At 44.3% G+C, this 17207-nt stretch carries 19 protein-coding genes; 6 read left to right on the top strand and 13 right to left on the bottom strand.

The window, feature by feature from the left end; genetic code table 11:
* Positions 1-79: 79 nt before the first annotated feature.
* The gene (gene rsmH / locus QUA07_RS08590) at positions 80-982 is read right to left on the bottom strand and encodes a 16S rRNA (cytosine(1402)-N(4))-methyltransferase RsmH (RefSeq protein ID WP_333324121.1); all 903 of its coding nucleotides are present in this window, start codon (positions 980-982) and stop codon (positions 80-82) included.
* 57 nt (positions 983-1039) lie between these two features.
* On the opposite strand from rsmH, the gene QUA07_RS08585 reads away from it, so the two are divergent.
* Together QUA07_RS08585 and QUA07_RS08580 are read left to right on the top strand one after the other, a co-directional pair.
* Positions 1040-2224 carry an NAD(P)H-quinone oxidoreductase subunit H gene (locus tag QUA07_RS08585; RefSeq protein ID WP_333324118.1) on the top strand — a complete coding sequence of 395 codons (1185 nt, stop codon included), beginning with the start codon at positions 1040-1042 and terminating at the stop codon, positions 2222-2224.
* Positions 2225-2457: 233 nt separating this feature from the next.
* Positions 2458-3672 (top strand): class I SAM-dependent methyltransferase, encoded by a 1215-nt coding sequence (locus tag QUA07_RS08580; protein ID WP_333324116.1) that lies wholly within the window; start codon positions 2458-2460, stop codon positions 3670-3672.
* A 26-nt stretch (positions 3673-3698) separates the two neighbouring features.
* Here the strand turns inward: QUA07_RS08580 and QUA07_RS08575 are convergent, their stop codons facing one another.
* The 7 genes from QUA07_RS08575 to QUA07_RS08545 all read right to left on the bottom strand — a co-directional run bounded on the left by QUA07_RS08575 (position 3699) and on the right by QUA07_RS08545 (position 9049).
* Positions 3699-4346 (bottom strand): hypothetical protein, encoded by a 648-nt coding sequence (locus QUA07_RS08575; RefSeq protein WP_333324114.1) that lies wholly within the window; start codon positions 4344-4346, stop codon positions 3699-3701.
* Positions 4347-4401: 55 nt separating this feature from the next.
* Entirely contained in the window at positions 4402-4851 is a 450-nt protein-coding gene (locus QUA07_RS08570) for a hypothetical protein (RefSeq protein ID WP_333314992.1), read from the bottom strand.
* A 17-nt stretch (positions 4852-4868) separates the two neighbouring features.
* Positions 4869-6011, bottom strand: a complete 1143-nt coding sequence (locus QUA07_RS08565) for a DNA cytosine methyltransferase (RefSeq protein ID WP_333314994.1) — start codon at positions 6009-6011, stop codon at positions 4869-4871.
* A gap of 96 nt (positions 6012-6107) precedes the next feature.
* Positions 6108-6857: a Uma2 family endonuclease gene (locus tag QUA07_RS08560; protein WP_333324112.1), complete on the bottom strand. Its 750-nt coding sequence runs from the start codon at positions 6855-6857 to the stop codon at positions 6108-6110.
* 202 nt (positions 6858-7059) lie between these two features.
* Positions 7060-8334, bottom strand: coding sequence for a histidine--tRNA ligase (gene hisS / locus QUA07_RS08555; protein WP_333324110.1), 1275 nt, complete (start codon positions 8332-8334; stop codon positions 7060-7062).
* Between the two features lie 123 nt (positions 8335-8457).
* Positions 8458-8739, bottom strand: coding sequence for a hypothetical protein (locus tag QUA07_RS08550; protein WP_333083165.1), 282 nt, complete (start codon positions 8737-8739; stop codon positions 8458-8460).
* Positions 8740-8773: 34 nt separating this feature from the next.
* Entirely contained in the window at positions 8774-9049 is a 276-nt protein-coding gene (locus tag QUA07_RS08545; RefSeq protein WP_006633901.1) for a photosynthetic electron transport-dependent transcriptional regulator PedR, read from the bottom strand.
* A 441-nt stretch (positions 9050-9490) separates the two neighbouring features.
* Here QUA07_RS08545 and QUA07_RS08540 point away from each other — a divergent pair, with 441 nt between their 5' ends.
* Positions 9491-10468, top strand: a complete 978-nt coding sequence (locus QUA07_RS08540) for a carbohydrate kinase (protein ID WP_333324107.1) — start codon at positions 9491-9493, stop codon at positions 10466-10468.
* Between the two features lie 319 nt (positions 10469-10787).
* Here the strand turns inward: QUA07_RS08540 and QUA07_RS08535 are convergent, their stop codons facing one another.
* The 4 genes from QUA07_RS08535 to QUA07_RS08520 form a co-directional block, all read right to left on the bottom strand.
* Positions 10788-11276: a gluconokinase gene (locus tag QUA07_RS08535; RefSeq protein ID WP_333324105.1), complete on the bottom strand. Its 489-nt coding sequence runs from the start codon at positions 11274-11276 to the stop codon at positions 10788-10790.
* Positions 11277-11285: 9 nt separating this feature from the next.
* Positions 11286-11408 (bottom strand): hypothetical protein, encoded by a 123-nt coding sequence (locus tag QUA07_RS08530; protein WP_333324103.1) that lies wholly within the window; start codon positions 11406-11408, stop codon positions 11286-11288.
* Complete coding sequence (gene aqpZ / locus QUA07_RS08525) at positions 11405-12103, bottom strand: aquaporin Z (RefSeq protein ID WP_333324101.1); 699 nt, start codon at positions 12101-12103, stop codon at positions 11405-11407. The genes QUA07_RS08530 and aqpZ overlap by 4 nt, the downstream gene beginning before the upstream one ends.
* 334 nt (positions 12104-12437) lie before the next feature.
* Positions 12438-13199 (bottom strand): DNA-binding protein, encoded by a 762-nt coding sequence (locus QUA07_RS08520; RefSeq protein ID WP_333324099.1) that lies wholly within the window; start codon positions 13197-13199, stop codon positions 12438-12440.
* 544 nt (positions 13200-13743) lie between these two features.
* Here QUA07_RS08520 and QUA07_RS08515 point away from each other — a divergent pair.
* The gene (locus QUA07_RS08515; protein WP_333324097.1) at positions 13744-14043 is read left to right on the top strand and encodes a type II toxin-antitoxin system HigB family toxin; all 300 of its coding nucleotides are present in this window, start codon (positions 13744-13746) and stop codon (positions 14041-14043) included.
* Positions 14027-14425 carry a transcriptional regulator gene (locus tag QUA07_RS08510; RefSeq protein WP_333324094.1) on the top strand — a complete coding sequence of 133 codons (399 nt, stop codon included), beginning with the start codon at positions 14027-14029 and terminating at the stop codon, positions 14423-14425. The genes QUA07_RS08515 and QUA07_RS08510 overlap by 17 nt, the downstream gene beginning before the upstream one ends.
* Positions 14426-14638: 213 nt before the next feature.
* Here QUA07_RS08510 and QUA07_RS08505 read toward each other — a convergent pair whose 3' ends face one another.
* Positions 14639-15961, bottom strand: a complete 1323-nt coding sequence (locus QUA07_RS08505) for a 3-isopropylmalate dehydratase large subunit (protein WP_333324092.1) — start codon at positions 15959-15961, stop codon at positions 14639-14641.
* Between the two features lie 420 nt (positions 15962-16381).
* On the opposite strand from QUA07_RS08505, the gene QUA07_RS08500 reads away from it, so the two are divergent.
* The gene (locus tag QUA07_RS08500; protein WP_333324089.1) at positions 16382-17113 is read left to right on the top strand and encodes a helix-turn-helix transcriptional regulator; all 732 of its coding nucleotides are present in this window, start codon (positions 16382-16384) and stop codon (positions 17111-17113) included.
* Positions 17114-17207: the final 94 nt, after the last annotated feature.

The following is a 17207-nucleotide window of genomic DNA, read 5'->3' as shown; positions in this document are numbered from 1 at the left end:
GCCGAATCGTACTTGATTGCTGCATGCAAGTCTCCTTAATCTCTGAACTTTTTGCAGCAAGCATATTACTACTGCCGAATCAAGTTATTCTTTCTGCCAGTCTGAGCTTAGCAGAACGAGAGCGGGGATTTCTAGCGACTTCTTCGGATTGTGGGACGATCGGCTTTTTTGTCAGTACCTGCAAATTGGGTGTTCCTCTGAGTTGGTGCTTGACTGGTCGGTCTTCGAGACTGTGAAATGTAATGATTCCGATTCTCCCACCTGGTTTTAACCACCTGGGCGCTTGGTTGAGGAAAGTTTCTAAAGAAGCGAGTTCGGAGTTGACAGCTATCCTTAAAGCTTGGAAAGTACGGGTGGCCGGATGGATTCTGCCGTTGCGCTGCTTGGGGGGGAAGCTGGAGGCGATCGCCCCTGCAAGTTCTGTTGTAGTTTGAAAAGGGCGCCCTTGCACAATCCGCCTTGCGATGCGCCGCGACAGTCGCTCCTCGCCGTACCTGTAAATAATATCTGCTAGTTTAACTTCTTCCCAGTGGTTGATAATCTCTTCTGCCGTCAAAGATTGCTGCTGGTTCATACGCATATCTAGTTGAGCTGGGTGGCGAAAACTAAATCCTCGTTCCGGTGTATCGAACTGAGCAGAGCTGACGCCCAAGTCTGCTATGATACCATCAAATTCAGCCTCTGGGGACTGATATTCAGCAAAGTTGCCGTGCCAAAACTCAACGGGCGAGTTGGCAAATCGGGCTTGGCAAAAACGGATGGCTTGTTCATCGCGGTCGATCGCCACCACTGTAACATCAGCCGCCGCCGCTAAAATCAAACTCGTGTGTCCGCCGCCCCCAAGCGTCGCGTCCAAATAGTGTCCGCCTGGACGCACAGCCAAACCCGCAATTAATTCTTGACCCAAAACTGGAACGTGATAGGCGTCAATACTGACATCTGATCCAGGGGTCTCCTTCTCAGAGAGCTCGATATCCTTCATAATCATAAAAGCCAAACAAAAATCAACAATAGCTAGTAATCATTAATTCATTTAATTATGTCAAGAATTGAGACTAGAACCGAACCGATGGTGCTCAACATGGGGCCGCACCACCCTTCCATGCACGGGGTACTCCGGTTAATTGTCACCCTGGACGGGGAAGATGTGGTGGACTGCGAGCCAGTTTTGGGCTATCTGCACCGGGGGATGGAAAAAATTGCCGAAAACCGCACCAACGTGATGTACGTGCCCTACGTGAGCCGCTGGGACTACGCTGCGGGGATGTTTAACGAAGCGGTGACAGTGAATGCACCGGAAAAGTTGGCAAATATTGCTGTCCCCAGACGGGCTAGTTATATTCGGGTAATTATGCTGGAGTTGAACCGGATTGCTAACCACTTGATGTGGGTAGGGCCGTTTTTGGCGGACGTGGGCGCGCAAACTCCTTTTTTCTATACTATGCGCGATCGCGAACCAATTCTCGACTTGTGGGAAGCAGCCACAGGTTATCGCATGGTGAATAATAACTATTTCCGCATTGGCGGAGTCGCCGCAGATTTGCCCTACGGTTGGGTAGATAAGTGCCAAGATTTCTGCGATTATTTCGTTCCCAAAATTGACGAGTACGAACGTTTAATTACCAACAATCCAATCTTCCGCCGCCGGATTGAAGGGCTGGGTACTATTTCTCGCAACGAAGCGATTAACTGGGGACTTTCCGGCCCCATGTTGCGCGGTTCCGGCGTAAATTGGGATTTGCGGAAAGTTGACCATTACGAATGTTATGACGACTTCGACTGGGAAGTTTGTACCGAAGCTGCTGGCGATTGTTTAGCCCGGTATTTAGTACGGATTCGGGAGATGCGCGAGTCTGTTAAGATTATCTATCAAGCCTTGAAAGGACTCCCCGGCGGCCCTTACGAGAATTTGGAAGCGAAGCGCTTAGAAAGCGGGCCCAAATCGGAATGGAATGGTTTTGACTATCAGTTTATTGGCAAAAAAGTTGCCCCGACTTTTAAGATTCCCAAGGGCGAACATTATGTCCGCGTTGAAAGCGGCAAGGGTGAGTTGGGGATTTATATTATCGGGGATGATAGTGTGTTTCCTTGGCGCTGGAAGATTCGGGCTGCAGATTTTAATAATTTGCAGATTTTGCCTCACATTGTTCGCGGCGTGAAGATTGCGGATTTGGTGGCAATTTTGGGCAGTATCGACATTATTATGGGCTCGGTTGACAGGTAGGTTTTGTCGGTTTTTATCTAAGAAATTAACCCGGTTTTTTTAGGGAACCGGGTTGATTTTTTTTGAACGGCAGATAAACGCGGATAGATATCGATTAATTTTGCTGTTAACGTAGCTAAAATGTACCTTATTTCTCTCTGCTCTCTTCCTCTGTGCCCTCTGCGCCCTCTGCGGTTAATAAAAAAAATCTCTTCTTCACAAATGAAATAACATCAACTTTGATTCGATAAATTATGAAAGTTCAGCAACCAGATATCAATGACAGCAACCTGGAACTCTGCAATTTAATCGGCGAAAAAATTGCCGCCAGTCCCCAGCAGCGTATTACTTTTGCTGAATATATGGATTTGGCATTATATCATCCGCAGCACGGTTATTATAATAGCGATCGACAGTCGATCGGCAAACAAGGCGATTTTATCACGTCGTCTCATTGGGGTGCTGATTTTGCGGAGGTTTTGGCAGAGCAGTTTGTGGAAATGTGGGAATTGCTCGATCGCCCTTTCAATTTCGCGATCGTAGAAATGGGCGCTGGGCGGGGAACTTTCGCCGAAAATGTGCTGCAATATCTGCAACGGCAACATCCCGACTTATTTAAAACTTTAACATACATAATTGTTGAAATTTCGCCAATACTTCAAGCCGAACAACGCCAAAGATTAAGTGATATCGAGTGCGTTAAGTGGTGCAATTGGGATGAGATAGTTAATAATTCAATTGTCGGTTGTTTCTTTTCTAACGAGTTAGTGGATGCTTTGCCAGTGCATCAATTCATTCTGGAATCAGGGCAAGTTAGGGAGATTTACGTTGCCGCAGAAACTCCCAAAAATGAACAAAAAGATATAAAATTTGTTGAAGTAATTGGCGAAGTTTCCACGCCAAAAATTGCCGAATATTTGGATTTGGTAAGCATCGATTTGTCGGCGAGTGTTTATGGGGATGGTTATCGCAGTGAGGTGAATTTGGCGGCTTTGGACTGGATGAGTACAGTTGCTCAAAAGTTGCAGCGGGGATATTTGTTAACTATTGATTACGGTTATCCGGCGCACCGCTATTACAATCCGAGGCGCAGGGAGGGGACGCTACAGTGTTATTATCTGCACCGATATCACAGCAATCCTTATATTAATGTGGGGCGGCAGGATTTGACGGCTCATGTTAATTTTACGGCGCTGGAAAAGCAGGGTGAATTGTGCGGTTTGGATGTGGTAGGGTTTACTCAGCAGGCTTTGTTTTTGATGGCGTTGGGTTTGGGCGATCGTATTGCTTCTCTGTCTACAAATGATGCGGAAGTATTGGATTTGGCAACGTTTTTGCGGCGCCGGGAGGCTTTGCATCAATTGATCGATCCGATGGGTTTGGGGGGTTTTGGGGTTTTGGTGCAGTCGAAGGGGTTGAGGGAGGACGAAAAGGGGAGAATCTTGAAGGGTTTGAGAGTGCCGGATTAGTTATTCGATCGATTTGCTTATATCGATTACGCAAGCTTACTCAACGGCGGAAATTCCCATTTTCCCGAATATAAAGTAGATGGCAGCTTTAAACAATAAGCAGCAGGAATTACTTCGATCAGCCACCAATTAAACATATCTCGTCTGGCTTCAGTAAAACCAGAAATGGCATCACCAGTAATCCCATCATACAGAATATCTAAGATGGCATTATAAGCTCTTTTCGTATTGAGTGTTTGCAGCAAGGCGTAAAAGATATTGTAAGCTTCGTCAGTAGCTTGATATTTTCCGATTTTGTTGATGTTAGGAAACAAGGTATCAGCCCAAGTTTCTGGGATTTCACAGCTATCCTTCAGCCAACAAGATACAATTCCTTCAACGATATCAGCTTTGTGTTCTTCAGAAAAGTAATGTTTAATAATCGGTTTAGCTGCTAATGCTATTCCATAAGCCATATAGACGTATCGCTGATGGGATATTGGATCATTAGGCATTCCAAAGGCTGTCATTACTTCTACAAAAGCTTCTTCTACATCGCTGTTTCCGCCTCTTTCATATAAATCGTCATATTTTCTGTCCCAAACCGTGCGAAGTGTTTGCTGTAATCGATCGGGAATATCTGAGTTGCTCGGCAATTTAAAATCGGTGTAGTAGCCTATGTCAAACTCGAACATTGACTTTTCTTCGTTATGTATTTGGATTTTTTAGAGCGAGAGCTATCGCTCCCTCTTAAAATTCTAAGTAGTAGTCAGAATCGGACAATTTATAGAGACGGATATAGTCTCTGCCGTAATTTTGCAATGTCTGGCTCGTGACAGGCTCAAATTTCTGCAATGCACCACTTTGTTCTAACTTACCTTTGATCCAGCGACCTAGAATTTTTAAGTCTTTCTTGGATCTAAAGTTTTTGTAATAATCGCCTTGAGTGCGACAGGGAAAATTTGAACCATCATCAGTATAGGCGGTAAAATCCCCCTGGGGATAAACAGGATTATTTGTCGTTTCTGTATCTACTATAATCTCAACTTCATACCAATCTCTAGGGATAACCTTCCCGGTCGATTTACTTTCTCTTCCTTTTCCGAAAAAAGCATTGAGATTGGATTTTTGCTGAGCATCAACCCTGGATAAAGATATATCCACATAGGGCGTTGCGGGAGTTATGGCAGGTAGGGACATTAAGTTACCTCACTTCACTAAAAAGTTAATGTTAATTGTAATGGCTGTTGTGCAGCCTCTAATTCTGCGTGTTGTAAGCGTTCCTTAATTGACATCATTTGCAGTTTTTGATTTAAATTGTATAAATCCACTTTCGGATAATTCCCTTTAAATAGCGGAATCAGAGATTCAACAACGTCAACTATTCCATCTGGCGGAACTGCATTGCCAATTTGTCTTCTTACTTCAGTAATAGAACCTTCAAAAACAAAATCATCGGGAAATGTTTGCAACCTAGCTCTTTCACGATTTGTCAATGAACGGGGTTCGGGATAATGATATCCCCAAGTACCGCCACCACCACCAGCAATAATTGTAGCACAGGGTTTATCTGGATGAATTCGCCGATAAACGTGACTGATCATGCCTTTTACATAATATGGACTATCCTTAGGAATATCAGTAAAATTCCCTCCGGGGTTAATTAGACTCAAAATTTCAATGGTTCGAGGCTGAATTTTCTGATGTTCCTGATTATATTTCACTTTTTCCACATTTTTGAGTGCTTCACCTGCTGTGCGATAGGGATGTTCACGATTTTGACCGTATTTGGGCTGAGGATGCACAAAATTAAATCCTGTATCCATCCGAATTCCAACTAATAAAACTCTTTGGCGAAATTGCGGAACTCCGTAATCGGCAAAGTTGTAGAGTTTAGGTTTAACTAAGTAGCCCGGAGCGATACTTTCAAAGTCGGAGATTATTTGTTTTATTGCTTGATAATTATTGGCACTTAATAAGCCTTTGACATTTTCTGCTACAAAAACTTTGGGCTTTTTTTTGTTGACAAAATCGAGAAAGTATGTATATAAATTGCCTCTGGTTCCTTCAAGTCCGGGGCGCTTCCAAATCATGGAAAAGTCTTGACAAGGAAACCCTCCTATACATATTTCTGCATCGGGAACTTGTGCAATGTCTATATTTTCTATGCTGTCGTTGACGATGACATCAGCAATGTTTCTGCTGAAAGTTTGGCAGGCGTATTTATTGGAGTCGATCGCCCAAACTACTTCAAATCCGGCTTTGTGGAAGGGCAAGTCCATGCCGCCACAACCTGAAAACAATGATATCAGTTGCGGTTTGGTTTTCCAGGCGATCGGCTTGAGACGTTCGATTAACATATTAGTTCGCATTAGGACAAGGGCGGGCTGGATGCCTGCACCACAAGATATTAATTATACCAAAACATCATGGTATTCGACTCATCAATTGATATTTCACTCTTCGTCATCTAATTCGAGCCCCGCTTGACGCAATTTTTCTGCCAATCTTTCAGCGCGGAGTCGTTCGCGTTCGGCTCGTTCTTCCGACCACAGCAACAACTCGCCTTCTGTATCCCACCACCTCAGCCAACAGCCTGTTCTCCCTTCGTGGGTTCCTTCCCAAATACCTAAAAATAAGTCTAATCCCGGTATCCAATAACGTCCATTTTCATCTGGTTTTTGCAACTTGTAGTGATCTGATTCTAAATCGTAAACTTCTAAATGAGCTGTTTTTGCTCGGAAGATGACGTATCTGGGGACTTTGATTACTTGCTCGTAAAAATACCACTTTCCCACCCGCGAGGTAAACTCAACGGAGTATTCTTCTCCATAGGTTTCTGAAAGAAACTCCATCACGATTTGGGGGATGGTTCCTTCTGTATGTGGTGTGTAACTGCGGCGTACTTGAGAGACATTTTTTGGATTTACGGGTTTCACGTACATCCAATCTGGCGCTTTGCAGATAATACGCTGTTCGTCGCTGGTTGAACCTGGGAAACTTATCCCGGCACACAAGGCAAAGTTGGAAACAATTAAGGCATCCTGCATTAATTCAGGAAATGCTGTTAGTGGCTGGCGCAAAGCTGCGGCTAATAATGGTTGGCTTTCGTCTTCCACGGGGTCGTCTGGTAGTTGAAAATCTTCTGGTAGTAGCGGCCAGGTGATTGTGAGTTTTGTTTCTGGGTTTTTAGTTGCTACAGACATAGTTGATCAGAGGTTAAATGTTTTAATGTTTAAATTACATCTTTTGGTTTTTGGGATGCATGTTAATGGCTTAATGACGAGGGAGGCAGAGCCTCTGGATATGCGTAACCGGGCAGAGCCTGGTAACGAGAGGATGGGAATTCAAAGTCCCCCTTCTTAAGGGGGATTTAGGGGGATCTAGACTGGGCTAAAACCGAGAGTTTTAAGGGTTTTTAATTTTCTGCTGTAGTTCGCTGGTCATTGCTAGTAGTTCTGATTGGGCGATCGCACTTTGTTCACCACTCGCCAACCACTTCAATTGTACCGTCTCGTTTTCAGCTTCCGCATCTCCCAAAACTAAACACGCAACAGCACCACTGCGATCGGCTCTTTTAAACTGTTTCCCGAAAGCACTACCGCTCAAATCTATCTCTACACTAAACCCCGCACTTCGCAATTTTTGAGCTAACAATACCGATTGCTGTTCTGCTTTTTCGCCCCTGGATACCAAATAAAAATCCTGCTTGGGTACGGGCAAAGGTTGCAACTTTTGCAGTAGGATAATTAACCTTTCGATACCCATTGCCCAACCGACTGCCGCCGTATCTGGGCCGCCCAGTTCCTTAACTAAACCGTCGTACCTACCGCCGCCACAAACTGTGGCTTGCGCTCCCAAATCGTCGGAGATAATTTCAAAAGCTGTGTAGGTATAGTAATCTAAACCGCGCACTAATCGGGGATTTAACTGATAGCTAATTCCTAAATTTGTGAGCATAAGTTGCACTTGCTCGAAGTGCGATCGCGATTCATCGCCCAAATATTCTAAAATACTCGGTGCACCCTTGACAATTTCTTGAGTGCGCTGATTTTTGCTGTCTAAAATCCGCAGGGGATTGCGAGTCAAGCGGTCTTGAGAATCCGCGTCTAATTCGTCTTTGTACGGTGTAAAATAATCGATCAAAGCTTGCCGATAATTTTGTCGGTCTTCCTTATTTCCGACGGAATTAATATCGAGGCGCAAATTTTTTAAACCGAGGGTTTGCAGGATGTCGCAGGCGATCGCAATTACTTCGACATCCGCACGAGGATTCGCACTACCCAAGACTTCCACGCCAATTTGATTAAACTGCCGCTGTCTTCCCTCTTGTGCGCGTTCGTAGCGAAACATCGGCCCCGCATACCACAGACGCTGCACGTCACCCGCCGCGTACAAACTGTTTTGAATAAAAGCTCGGACTACTCCGGCGGTGCCTTCTGGACGCAAAGTAGTCGAGCGATCGCCCTTATCCTTAAAAGTGTACATTTCTTTGCCCACAACATCGGTAGCTTCGCCAATGCCACGTTCAAATAAAGATGTCTGTTCAAAAATTGGCGTCCGAATTTCTCGATAAGCCGCTTTTTTCAAAATTGTTCTAGCGACTTCTTCTATATTTTGCCAATATTGAATTTCAGCGGGCAAAATATCCCGCGTTCCCGGTAAAGTTTTAATTGCACTCATTTTGTTAGTCAGTTGTCAGTTGGCAGTTGTCAGTTGTCATTAGTAATTAGTCATTAGTCATTAGTTATTAGTCAACAGTTAACAGTCAATAGTCAACCGCTAACAATTGCCAATTCCCAATAACTAATGACTTAATAATTCCCACGCTCCGTAACGATCGCCATAATAAGCCAAAATGCGATCGACCCGCTCGCGACCTGCCAAATCGAACCCTTCAGGATACTGTATCCACAAACCCCCAACTTGGCTGTCGTAGTAATCAAACCGCTGCGACTGCTGCGGAATTAAACCGGTTTGCACCCCTTCAACTTGACGCAAATGGGTCGCCACTTCGCGATACACCGCCAGCGGCAATCCAGGGCTTTGAATTTGATAGCGGAGTTGTTTTTCTTGTGCCGTTTGCATCATTTCTTTGCCTGTCCCCAACCAAAATCCCTACTTAAGATACTTCTTTATCGATCGGCCGCGGTAAAGGGCAGCAGTTAATATTGTCCAAACATACCTTTCCCCACTGCAAAGCCCAGCGTACAAGGGTAACTCGATTGTCAGCGCGCGTCTTGTTCAAGATATTGCTAATGTGGTTGTCAACAGTACGCTTGCTAATCTCTAGCTTTTCGGCGATTTTCTCATTAGTCAATCCCGCTGCTACTAACTCTACCACTTGCAATTCTCTGTCCGACAGGGTGACAGGGGTTCCAGAGACAATCCCACTCATAAATTTTTCCTATGTCTGCATATTTACCTATCTACAATTCTAAAGGATGAGGGATCAAGTATGAAGAGAAAATTAAATTTGCTGTGCTACTTTGGGGCCCGAAGCACCAACTCGCTTGCAGAATCGCCAGGAGTGCAAACCCAGCGCTGACACAGCATGACTCGCACCGACTTGCACTGCTGGCACCGGAGGGTGGCGGGTGATCCCTTTACCTGCGCGCATCTGACATCCGGGCAAAACCCGCAGATGTTTTCAGGTAAAACAACTGATACGCCCGCACTGCACTTGTGCGTTGAGAGAGTAACTGCCAATATCACTAAGTCTGATATTATAGGAGCAGCCATAAAAAAATAGCTGGCAATTTTTCTGGGATGGGTTAAAAATCATTATTGACCTGTCTACTGCTGGTCTAAAATCTCAAATCTAAAATCTAAAATTCCTATGACTTATCCTCGCGTTCTATGTCTGGGTGAAGTTTTATTTGATTGTTTAGCAGACAAACCAGGAGTCTCTCTCGAAGAGGTAGAATCTTGGACGGCATATCCCGGCGGTGCTCCTGCTAATGTTGCCTGTGCTTTGGTTAAATTGGGGACGGCGGCGGGATTTATCGGTGCTGTAGGTGGGGATGAATTGGGGAATTCCCTAGTGCAGGTATTGCAAGAAGTAGGGGTTGATATTGCTGGAGTTCAGCGACATCCAAGTGCGCCGACGCGACAAGTTTATGTCTTGCGGAATGAAGCGGGCGATCGATCTTTTGCCGGTTTTGGCAAATTTGATACTGCGGATTTTGCTGACACCCGCCTCCTCGCTGCACAACTACCCGAAGTGCTGTTTGAAAATGCCGAATATTTAGTGCTAGGCACTTTAGAATTAGCTTATCCTGAAAGTCGAGAGGCGATCGTCCGAGCGATCGAACTAGCAGAACAATATGACGTTAAAATTATACTTGACATCAATTGGCGTCCCGTATTTTGGCCAAATCCAGACGAAGCAAAAGCGCGCATTAGAAAAATCTTAAAAAAAGTTGATTTTGTCAAGTTATCTGAGGAAGAAGCCGAATGGTTGTTTGACACTACCGACGCTGGAGCTATTACCTACCGTCTCGATTCTGTAGAAGGCGTTTTGGTAACAGCAGGCGAGAAAGGTTGCGCTTATTGTATCTCGGAAAATGAAGGAAAAATCCCCGCATTTACAGTAGATGTTGAGGATACAACAGGTGCAGGCGACGCATTTCTGGCTGGTTTTGTGCGACAGTTGTGCAAGCAGGGAATTAAGAATTTAGCCGATCCAAAAATAGCCCAAACAATTGTAACTTATGCCAGTGCGGTAGGTGCGATGACAGCGATGAAACCCGGGGCAATTAGAGCTCAACCTACTGGGGCTGAAGTAGAAGCTTTCTTGTATTTGTACAAAAATTAGGGCCGCAAACCTATCAGCCTGGAAACGGAGAGGAGGCTAAATGTGGTTCAGAAACTCGGTTAATCAGAAAAAATAACTCTTATACTAAATCCGCCTTAAAAAACCTCAATCCGGCTGTTTGAAATCCATACTATATAGCAATCCTTGCAGGAGTCGTAAATTTTTTACCCCAGCGCAACCCTCTCCGAACCCGCTCGGGAGTAAGAAATTCACAAATGATGCGAGGATTGTTATACAAACTCTCCTTCTAGCTGAGAAAAACTAAGAAATCAAGGGGTATTTAAGTCAGATTTGGTATTAGAGGTTTTATTGTGGGCAATTAACCGCACCTCAGATAATTTTTAATTTGGCGCAAGATTAACTCTAACGGCTGCGAAGCATCTATGATAATTGCATCTTCAGGTTCTTCGAGACTGTCTAACTGACTTAACAGCAAATCTGCTTTCATGTAGTGATTTTCGCGAGTTTTTAACCTTGTGGCTAATAGCTGAAAAGAACATTTTAGATAAACTATCTTCATTCGCTTGTGGTCTCGGTAGAGCATTTCGCGGTAAGATGTTTTTAAAGCAGAACAAGCCAAAACCACATTTTTATTTTCTAACAGCCACCTGTCTATTGTAGCTTGCAATTGTAATAGCCAAGGAAGGCGATCCGCATCTTCTAAAGGAATGCCCCGACTCATTTTCTCGATATTAGCTGATGGGTGAAAATCGTCGGCATCGCTGAAATCCCAATTGAGAGATTGCGCCAGCAACTTGCCAACAGTAGTTTTCCCAGAACCTGAGACTCCCATCACGATCGTAATCATGGCGCATATTTACCGAATACTTGCAATTTTATCAACTTGTGCGATCGACAAACCGGGTTTATTAAGTTGCAGGATGAATTCTACCACCATAAAAAATTCAATAAACCCGGTTTGTTTCTGATTTTTGCTCAAATTTCTTCCATAGTGGGTTTAATGAAATTATAAGCCAAAACGCCGATAATTCCACCTATCACTGGGAATACAATAAACGCCCACAACTGTTGGATTGCCCATCCGCCTTGAAAAAGTGCGACACCGATACTTCTAGCGGGGTTAACTGAAGTATTGGTTACGGGAATTCCGACTAAGTGAATCAAGACCAGCATCAAGCCGATGGGAATTCCGCCCAAACCGACGGGATAATTGGGATGGCTAGTACCCATGATTGTAAATAACAGAAAAGCAGTTAGTACAATTTCTGTCAATGCTGCTGCCAAAAGTCCGTAACCAGTGGGAGAATGTTCTGCAAAACCGTTAGATGCAAATCCCGAAGCAGCCGCATCAAAACCGGGTTTTCCTGATGCTATCATGTACAAAACAAGACCGCCTAAAATTCCCCCTACAATCTGACCTCCTATATAATAAGGAAGCAAAACAGCATCGATCAGTTTGGCAACTACTAAACCGATGCTTACCGCCGGATTAATGTGGCATCCAGAGATAGGGCCGATGGTATAAACCATGATTAAGAGGGATAGACCAAAAGCGATCGATACTCCCAAAAAGCCGATTTTGTCTCCAGCTAAAACCGCACTGCCGCATCCACCTAATACCAACACAAAAGTACCAAAAGCTTCAGCAACCCCAATCTTTATTTTTTTGTTCATACTCATAATTATCTGAAGTTTGTGATGGTTCAATTTCACATCAATATGAGTTCTAAGTATAAAAAATAGAACTCGAATTTGTTTCACTCAGCGCAACAATACTAATCCAAATCATTAGCAATGTGTAGCTCTAATTTTCAGAAATTGTATGGGTTTAACTGAGAATGCGAAATTTGGAATCGATAAATTAGCTCAAACATACTCTATTATGTAAAAAATGTCAAGACATAGCTAATTATTCGTCTAAATTGTGCAATTTTATGTATTCAATTCACAACAATTAACTTGACTTCTTCCCTAATTCGGCGATCGTAATTTTACTTATTGTTGCTGATTATCCGATCGCACTTGCAGCTAAAACATCACTGCTAACCGGCTGGTACATCGGGCCTTGGAAGGGGCGGAAGCCTTGCTGGCAATCGGCAGTCATCTTGCACAGCAAGCGGAAATTTAGTGGCGTTGGGGGTTGATTGAGATGATCGACTTCTACGCGAACCAATTCTCGATGCTGCGAAATAATTTCAAAAATATCATCCACCAGATAGCGCTGACAATAGCCGACAATCCAGTGATCTTTAGTACACAGAAGCAGACGGGAAGCGCGCGGATTTTGAAATTCGTGGGCTAAATACAAAAGTTCGCCCACTTGAAGCCGATTAATCCGTTCAATTGCCGACTTTGAAAGGTATCGCAGTCCATCTGCAAAAAAATGGATAAAGTAACGTCCATTTTCATCTGGTTCGGGACAAGGGAACACCTCAAATTTATCAGTTGCCCGTTTGCCTCCGCTGCGCGCCAATAAAGCAATTGGGTCATGTTCGTGTTCAGGGATATTCAACCACTGTACAAATTCCTGGTAGTCAGGGCGCGATCGCGCCATCACTCGATTAGAAAACAACGAAAACAGTTTCTGTGAAGTGTAAACATTATTGAAATCCGGGAAAGATGGCAAAGGCAGAAACCCGCACTTAAGTTTCGCCTCTAAAACACCATTTGTATAATTGAACTGGTATTCTTTACCGTTAAATGTCAATCGACCAATCGGAAACCAAGAACCGCTGCGCGGGCTTTGCCAAGCCAAAAATAGTGTTTTCAAAGTAAATCTCCTGTCAATTCAAGTAGGGTGCACAGTGCGTACTGCACAAACACAACTCACCTACGTGGCTTAAAAAATGTTTACCCGATCGACCCTTGACACTTTACTCTCAAAATGAGAGTATAAGTATACAAACAGGACTTATACCAAATCCGAGTTTACCACCCCTGTTATAAATATTCCGTCATTGCGAGGGAAGCGAAGCAATCGCTTGCGTCTCGGCGATTGCTTTGCTTCCCTCGCAATGACAATAAAGGGGATGCCTAACCCGGATTTGGTATTACCCTGCATAACCGAACTTTGAGATCACCTGTAGAGTTCTGGTGGACAGCGATCGCTCTATATAGCAATCCTAAATCATTTGTGAATTTCTTACTCCCTCCCCTTACCAATGGGAGGGTTGGGGTGGGGTAAAAAGTTTACGACTCCTGCAAGGATTGGTATAGATAAAATCTGTGAGTAAGTCCTGTATAAAGTGATGGAATAAGCCACGTTAGGGAAGGGAAAGAGATGCAATACAAAACCACCAAAAAAGTCAAAACAAATGCACCTAATTTCGCTCCGCAACCTCCGTAATGATGCTGCTAAATACCTGGATGTCAAAAACCAAATTGAGATTTGGAAAGAAACTGTCAACAAAGCGGAATGGCAGAATTTGGAGGATGTTCGCAAAATTTATCGGGATGCCGAAGCAGTAGGAAACTTTACCGTCTTTAATATCAAAGGCAACGACTATCGCCTGATTGTTGGGATTAACTATGAGAACCAAACTGTTTTCTACAAATATTTCCTAAGCCACTCTGAATACGACAAAGAAAAATGGAAAAATGACCCTTACTTTTGACCGAACGACTTACAGCAACTTGCTCGCAGAAATTGCTCCCAAGGCGATCGAAACTGAAGAAGAATACGATCGCCTCCTGGCAGTTGCAGAAAGGCTAACATTTGCTAAAAACCTCACTCCAGAGGAGAAAGTTTTATACAAGTTGTTAGTCACTTTGATAAAAGTTTACGAGACAGAAAACTATCCCATAGACAAATCCGAACCTCATGAGATTTTGCAACATATCATGGAATCCAGCGACACCCGCCAAGCAGACTTGGTAGGTATCATTGGATCTAGCGGCGTAGTATCTGAAGTTGTGAACGGCAAGCGATCCATTAGCAAAGCACAAGCTAAGGCACTCGGCGATTATTTTCAAATCTCACCTAGCTTGTTCATTTAATTTAAGATGAATCGATTGGTTACAATCTAATTCCATGTCTGGTAGGGGCGGCTTGGGCGACAATAATCGCCTAGAATCGACAATACAATAAACCCGCCCCGCCCCGATCGAGACTAATCGATCGAACATAATATAAGGTGCGTCATATCCGAAACCCTCGATTAATTCTAGAGTGAAAGTCTGACGCACCCTACAACTGGTACAAGCAACTATCTAACACAGGAATTCGCGCGGATCGGTGACATACCCAGTCAGGGCAGACGCCGCCGCCGTATAAGGCGAAGCTAGATAAACTTGCGCTTCTTTATTCCCCATGCGGCCGGGGAAATTGCGGTTAGTTGTAGACACGCAAATTTCAGGTTCATTCATCCGCCCGAAAGTATCTTTCGGGCCACCCAAACAAGCGGCGCAAGAAGGCGCTGCGGGTTCGATGCAACCGGCAGCTAAGAAGATTTCCGAAAGCGTTTGACCATCGTATTTTGTGACAAACAAATCTTCGTAAACTTTCTGAGTTGCTGGTACTAAATAAGTCGGAACTTTGACTTGATTTCCTTTCAGAATGCGGGCGGCATTCAGGAAGTCGGAGGTTTTGCCGCCGGTGCAGGAACCGATGTAAACTCGATCGATCTTGACATCGCGGCAGTTGCGGGCTAAGTCGCGGTTGTCGGGAGAGTGCGGTTTGGCGACGACTGGTTCTAATTTGCTGACATCGTAGGTGCGATCGCTATAAAATTTAGCATCCCCATCGCTGTAAAATGAATCGAAAGGTTTGTCAGTCCGCGAAGTAACGTAATCAAACGTAGTTTTGTCGGGCGCAACCGTGCCGTTTTTACCACCAGCTTCAATCACCATATTGCACAGCGTCATCCGTTCTTCCATCGTCAAACGCTCAACTGTATCGCCCGCAAATTCCATTGTCCGGTAGTTAGCACCGGCCACGCTAATATCACCAATAATCTGCAAAATCAGGTCTTTTGCTAACAAATAATCCGGCAGTTCACCGTTGAACACAAAGCGCATGGTTGCCGGAACTTTGATTAACAGTTTGCCGGTTCCCATGATAAAAGCCGCGTCTGTATTGCCGATACCGGTGGCAAATTGTCCGAAAGCGCCGGCATTGCAGGTGTGGGAATCTGTGCCGAAGAGCACTTCGCCCGGTCGCGTGTGGCCTTCTTGTGCTAAGGCGATGTGGCAAACTCCTTTGTAGTCGGGATTTGCTTTGAAGTCCGATCGATCCGTGATGTCGTAAAAGTATTTTATCCCTTGTTCGGCGGCAAAATCGCGGAGAATATCGACGTTGCGGTTAGCGCGTTCGTCGTTAGTGAAAATGTAGTGGTCGGGAATGAGGACGATTTTGTCTGGGTTCCAGACTTTAGCATTCTCACCGAATTCGCGTTTGAAAACGCCGATGGTGCCGGGCCCGCAGACATCGTGGGTCATCAATACGTCTGTTTCTACCCAGATATTTTCTCCGGGCTCGACTTTAGTGCGGCCTGATGCTTTGGCTAATATTTTTTCGGTCAGAGTCATTCCCATAGTGCGATCGCTCTTTTTTATTAGATGCTACAAGTGTATTGTAAGCGAAACATCGCCTGATGTTGACAGGTAATTTATCAACTAAACATTTTCTTCAATCTTAAATCTCAAATCTCAAATCGATTGACTGTCACTTTCTTTTTCGCCGATCGCCAATCTCTACAATAGCCTATACTGCCATTAACACAAAACTAAAAATTATGCAAGTCACTTGATTATGCGACTGGTAACTAACAGCTAGCGAGTGTTATTGTTAGTAATTAATTAAGAAAAGCAACTTAAATCAGGCACTGTAAAAAAATCTCAGAGTGCATTTCTACACTTATATACCTCAACAAGAGTGAAATGAGCTAGATACCCGCACCGCATGAGTATCTGGTTTCGTCATTCTCACCCTGTATGCCAATGGAGATACTTCCCATGAATTCCCAGACACCAAAGCGTCAGCGCGCAGTTATTTTAACATCTGAAGGTATTGATAAATTCCTAGCAGCAAAAGCTGAGGCAAAAAGTTACGAAAATTGCTACCAACATTATACTATCGAAGTTTTAGGCGATCGCACTAACAAAGAGTCAGATAATTTCATTAAGGTATTAGTCAAGCAAATCTTGGATCGGGTAGGGGCGATAGTTGTGGAGATTGCAGGGCAGGTGCAATTCATGACTCAACGCGCCGAACAACTGTTGAACCAGTATTTTTTATCCCGCGCCCCGCACTCATTGCCAGAACTATTACAACATTGGTTCAACCAACAGATATCGCGACTCACATTCAACGGCGATATTCCATCTAGCTGTTTACCATTGTACATTCAGCAAGCCGGAAAACAGTTGAGCGTCCGTCTGGTTCCCGATCCCATTGGAGAGCAATATCTCTTGTTGTTAGAGGAACAAGAACTGCAAGGATTATCTATTTGTGGTCTGACATTGTTAGGACTTACCCAACGCGAGGCAGAGGTTCTCTTCTGGATTGCCAAAGATAAAAGTAATGCCCAAATTGCTAAAATTCTTGGTTGCCGTGAAGGAACCGTGCGAAAACATCTGGAGCATCTTTACGGGAAACTAAGCGTACAAACCCGGACGGCTGCTGTGATGGTTGCTCTGGAAAAGTTGGGGTTATTCAAAGCAGAACTTGTTGCAATATCTTCCTAATTCTATACGCGGATCGTCGTATTGTTGCCCGAGTTTATTTTGAGGAGGATTAGAGCATACACCAAGCACACAGCCTAACCGTAGTGGCTGTTTG

The organism is Microcoleus sp. T3_A4, from assembly GCF_036700465.1.
Lineage (GTDB): Bacteria > Cyanobacteriota > Cyanobacteriia > Cyanobacteriales > Microcoleaceae > Microcoleus.
Note: the sequence above shows the minus strand (reverse complement) of the source record. Positions and strands in the feature narration are given on the sequence as shown.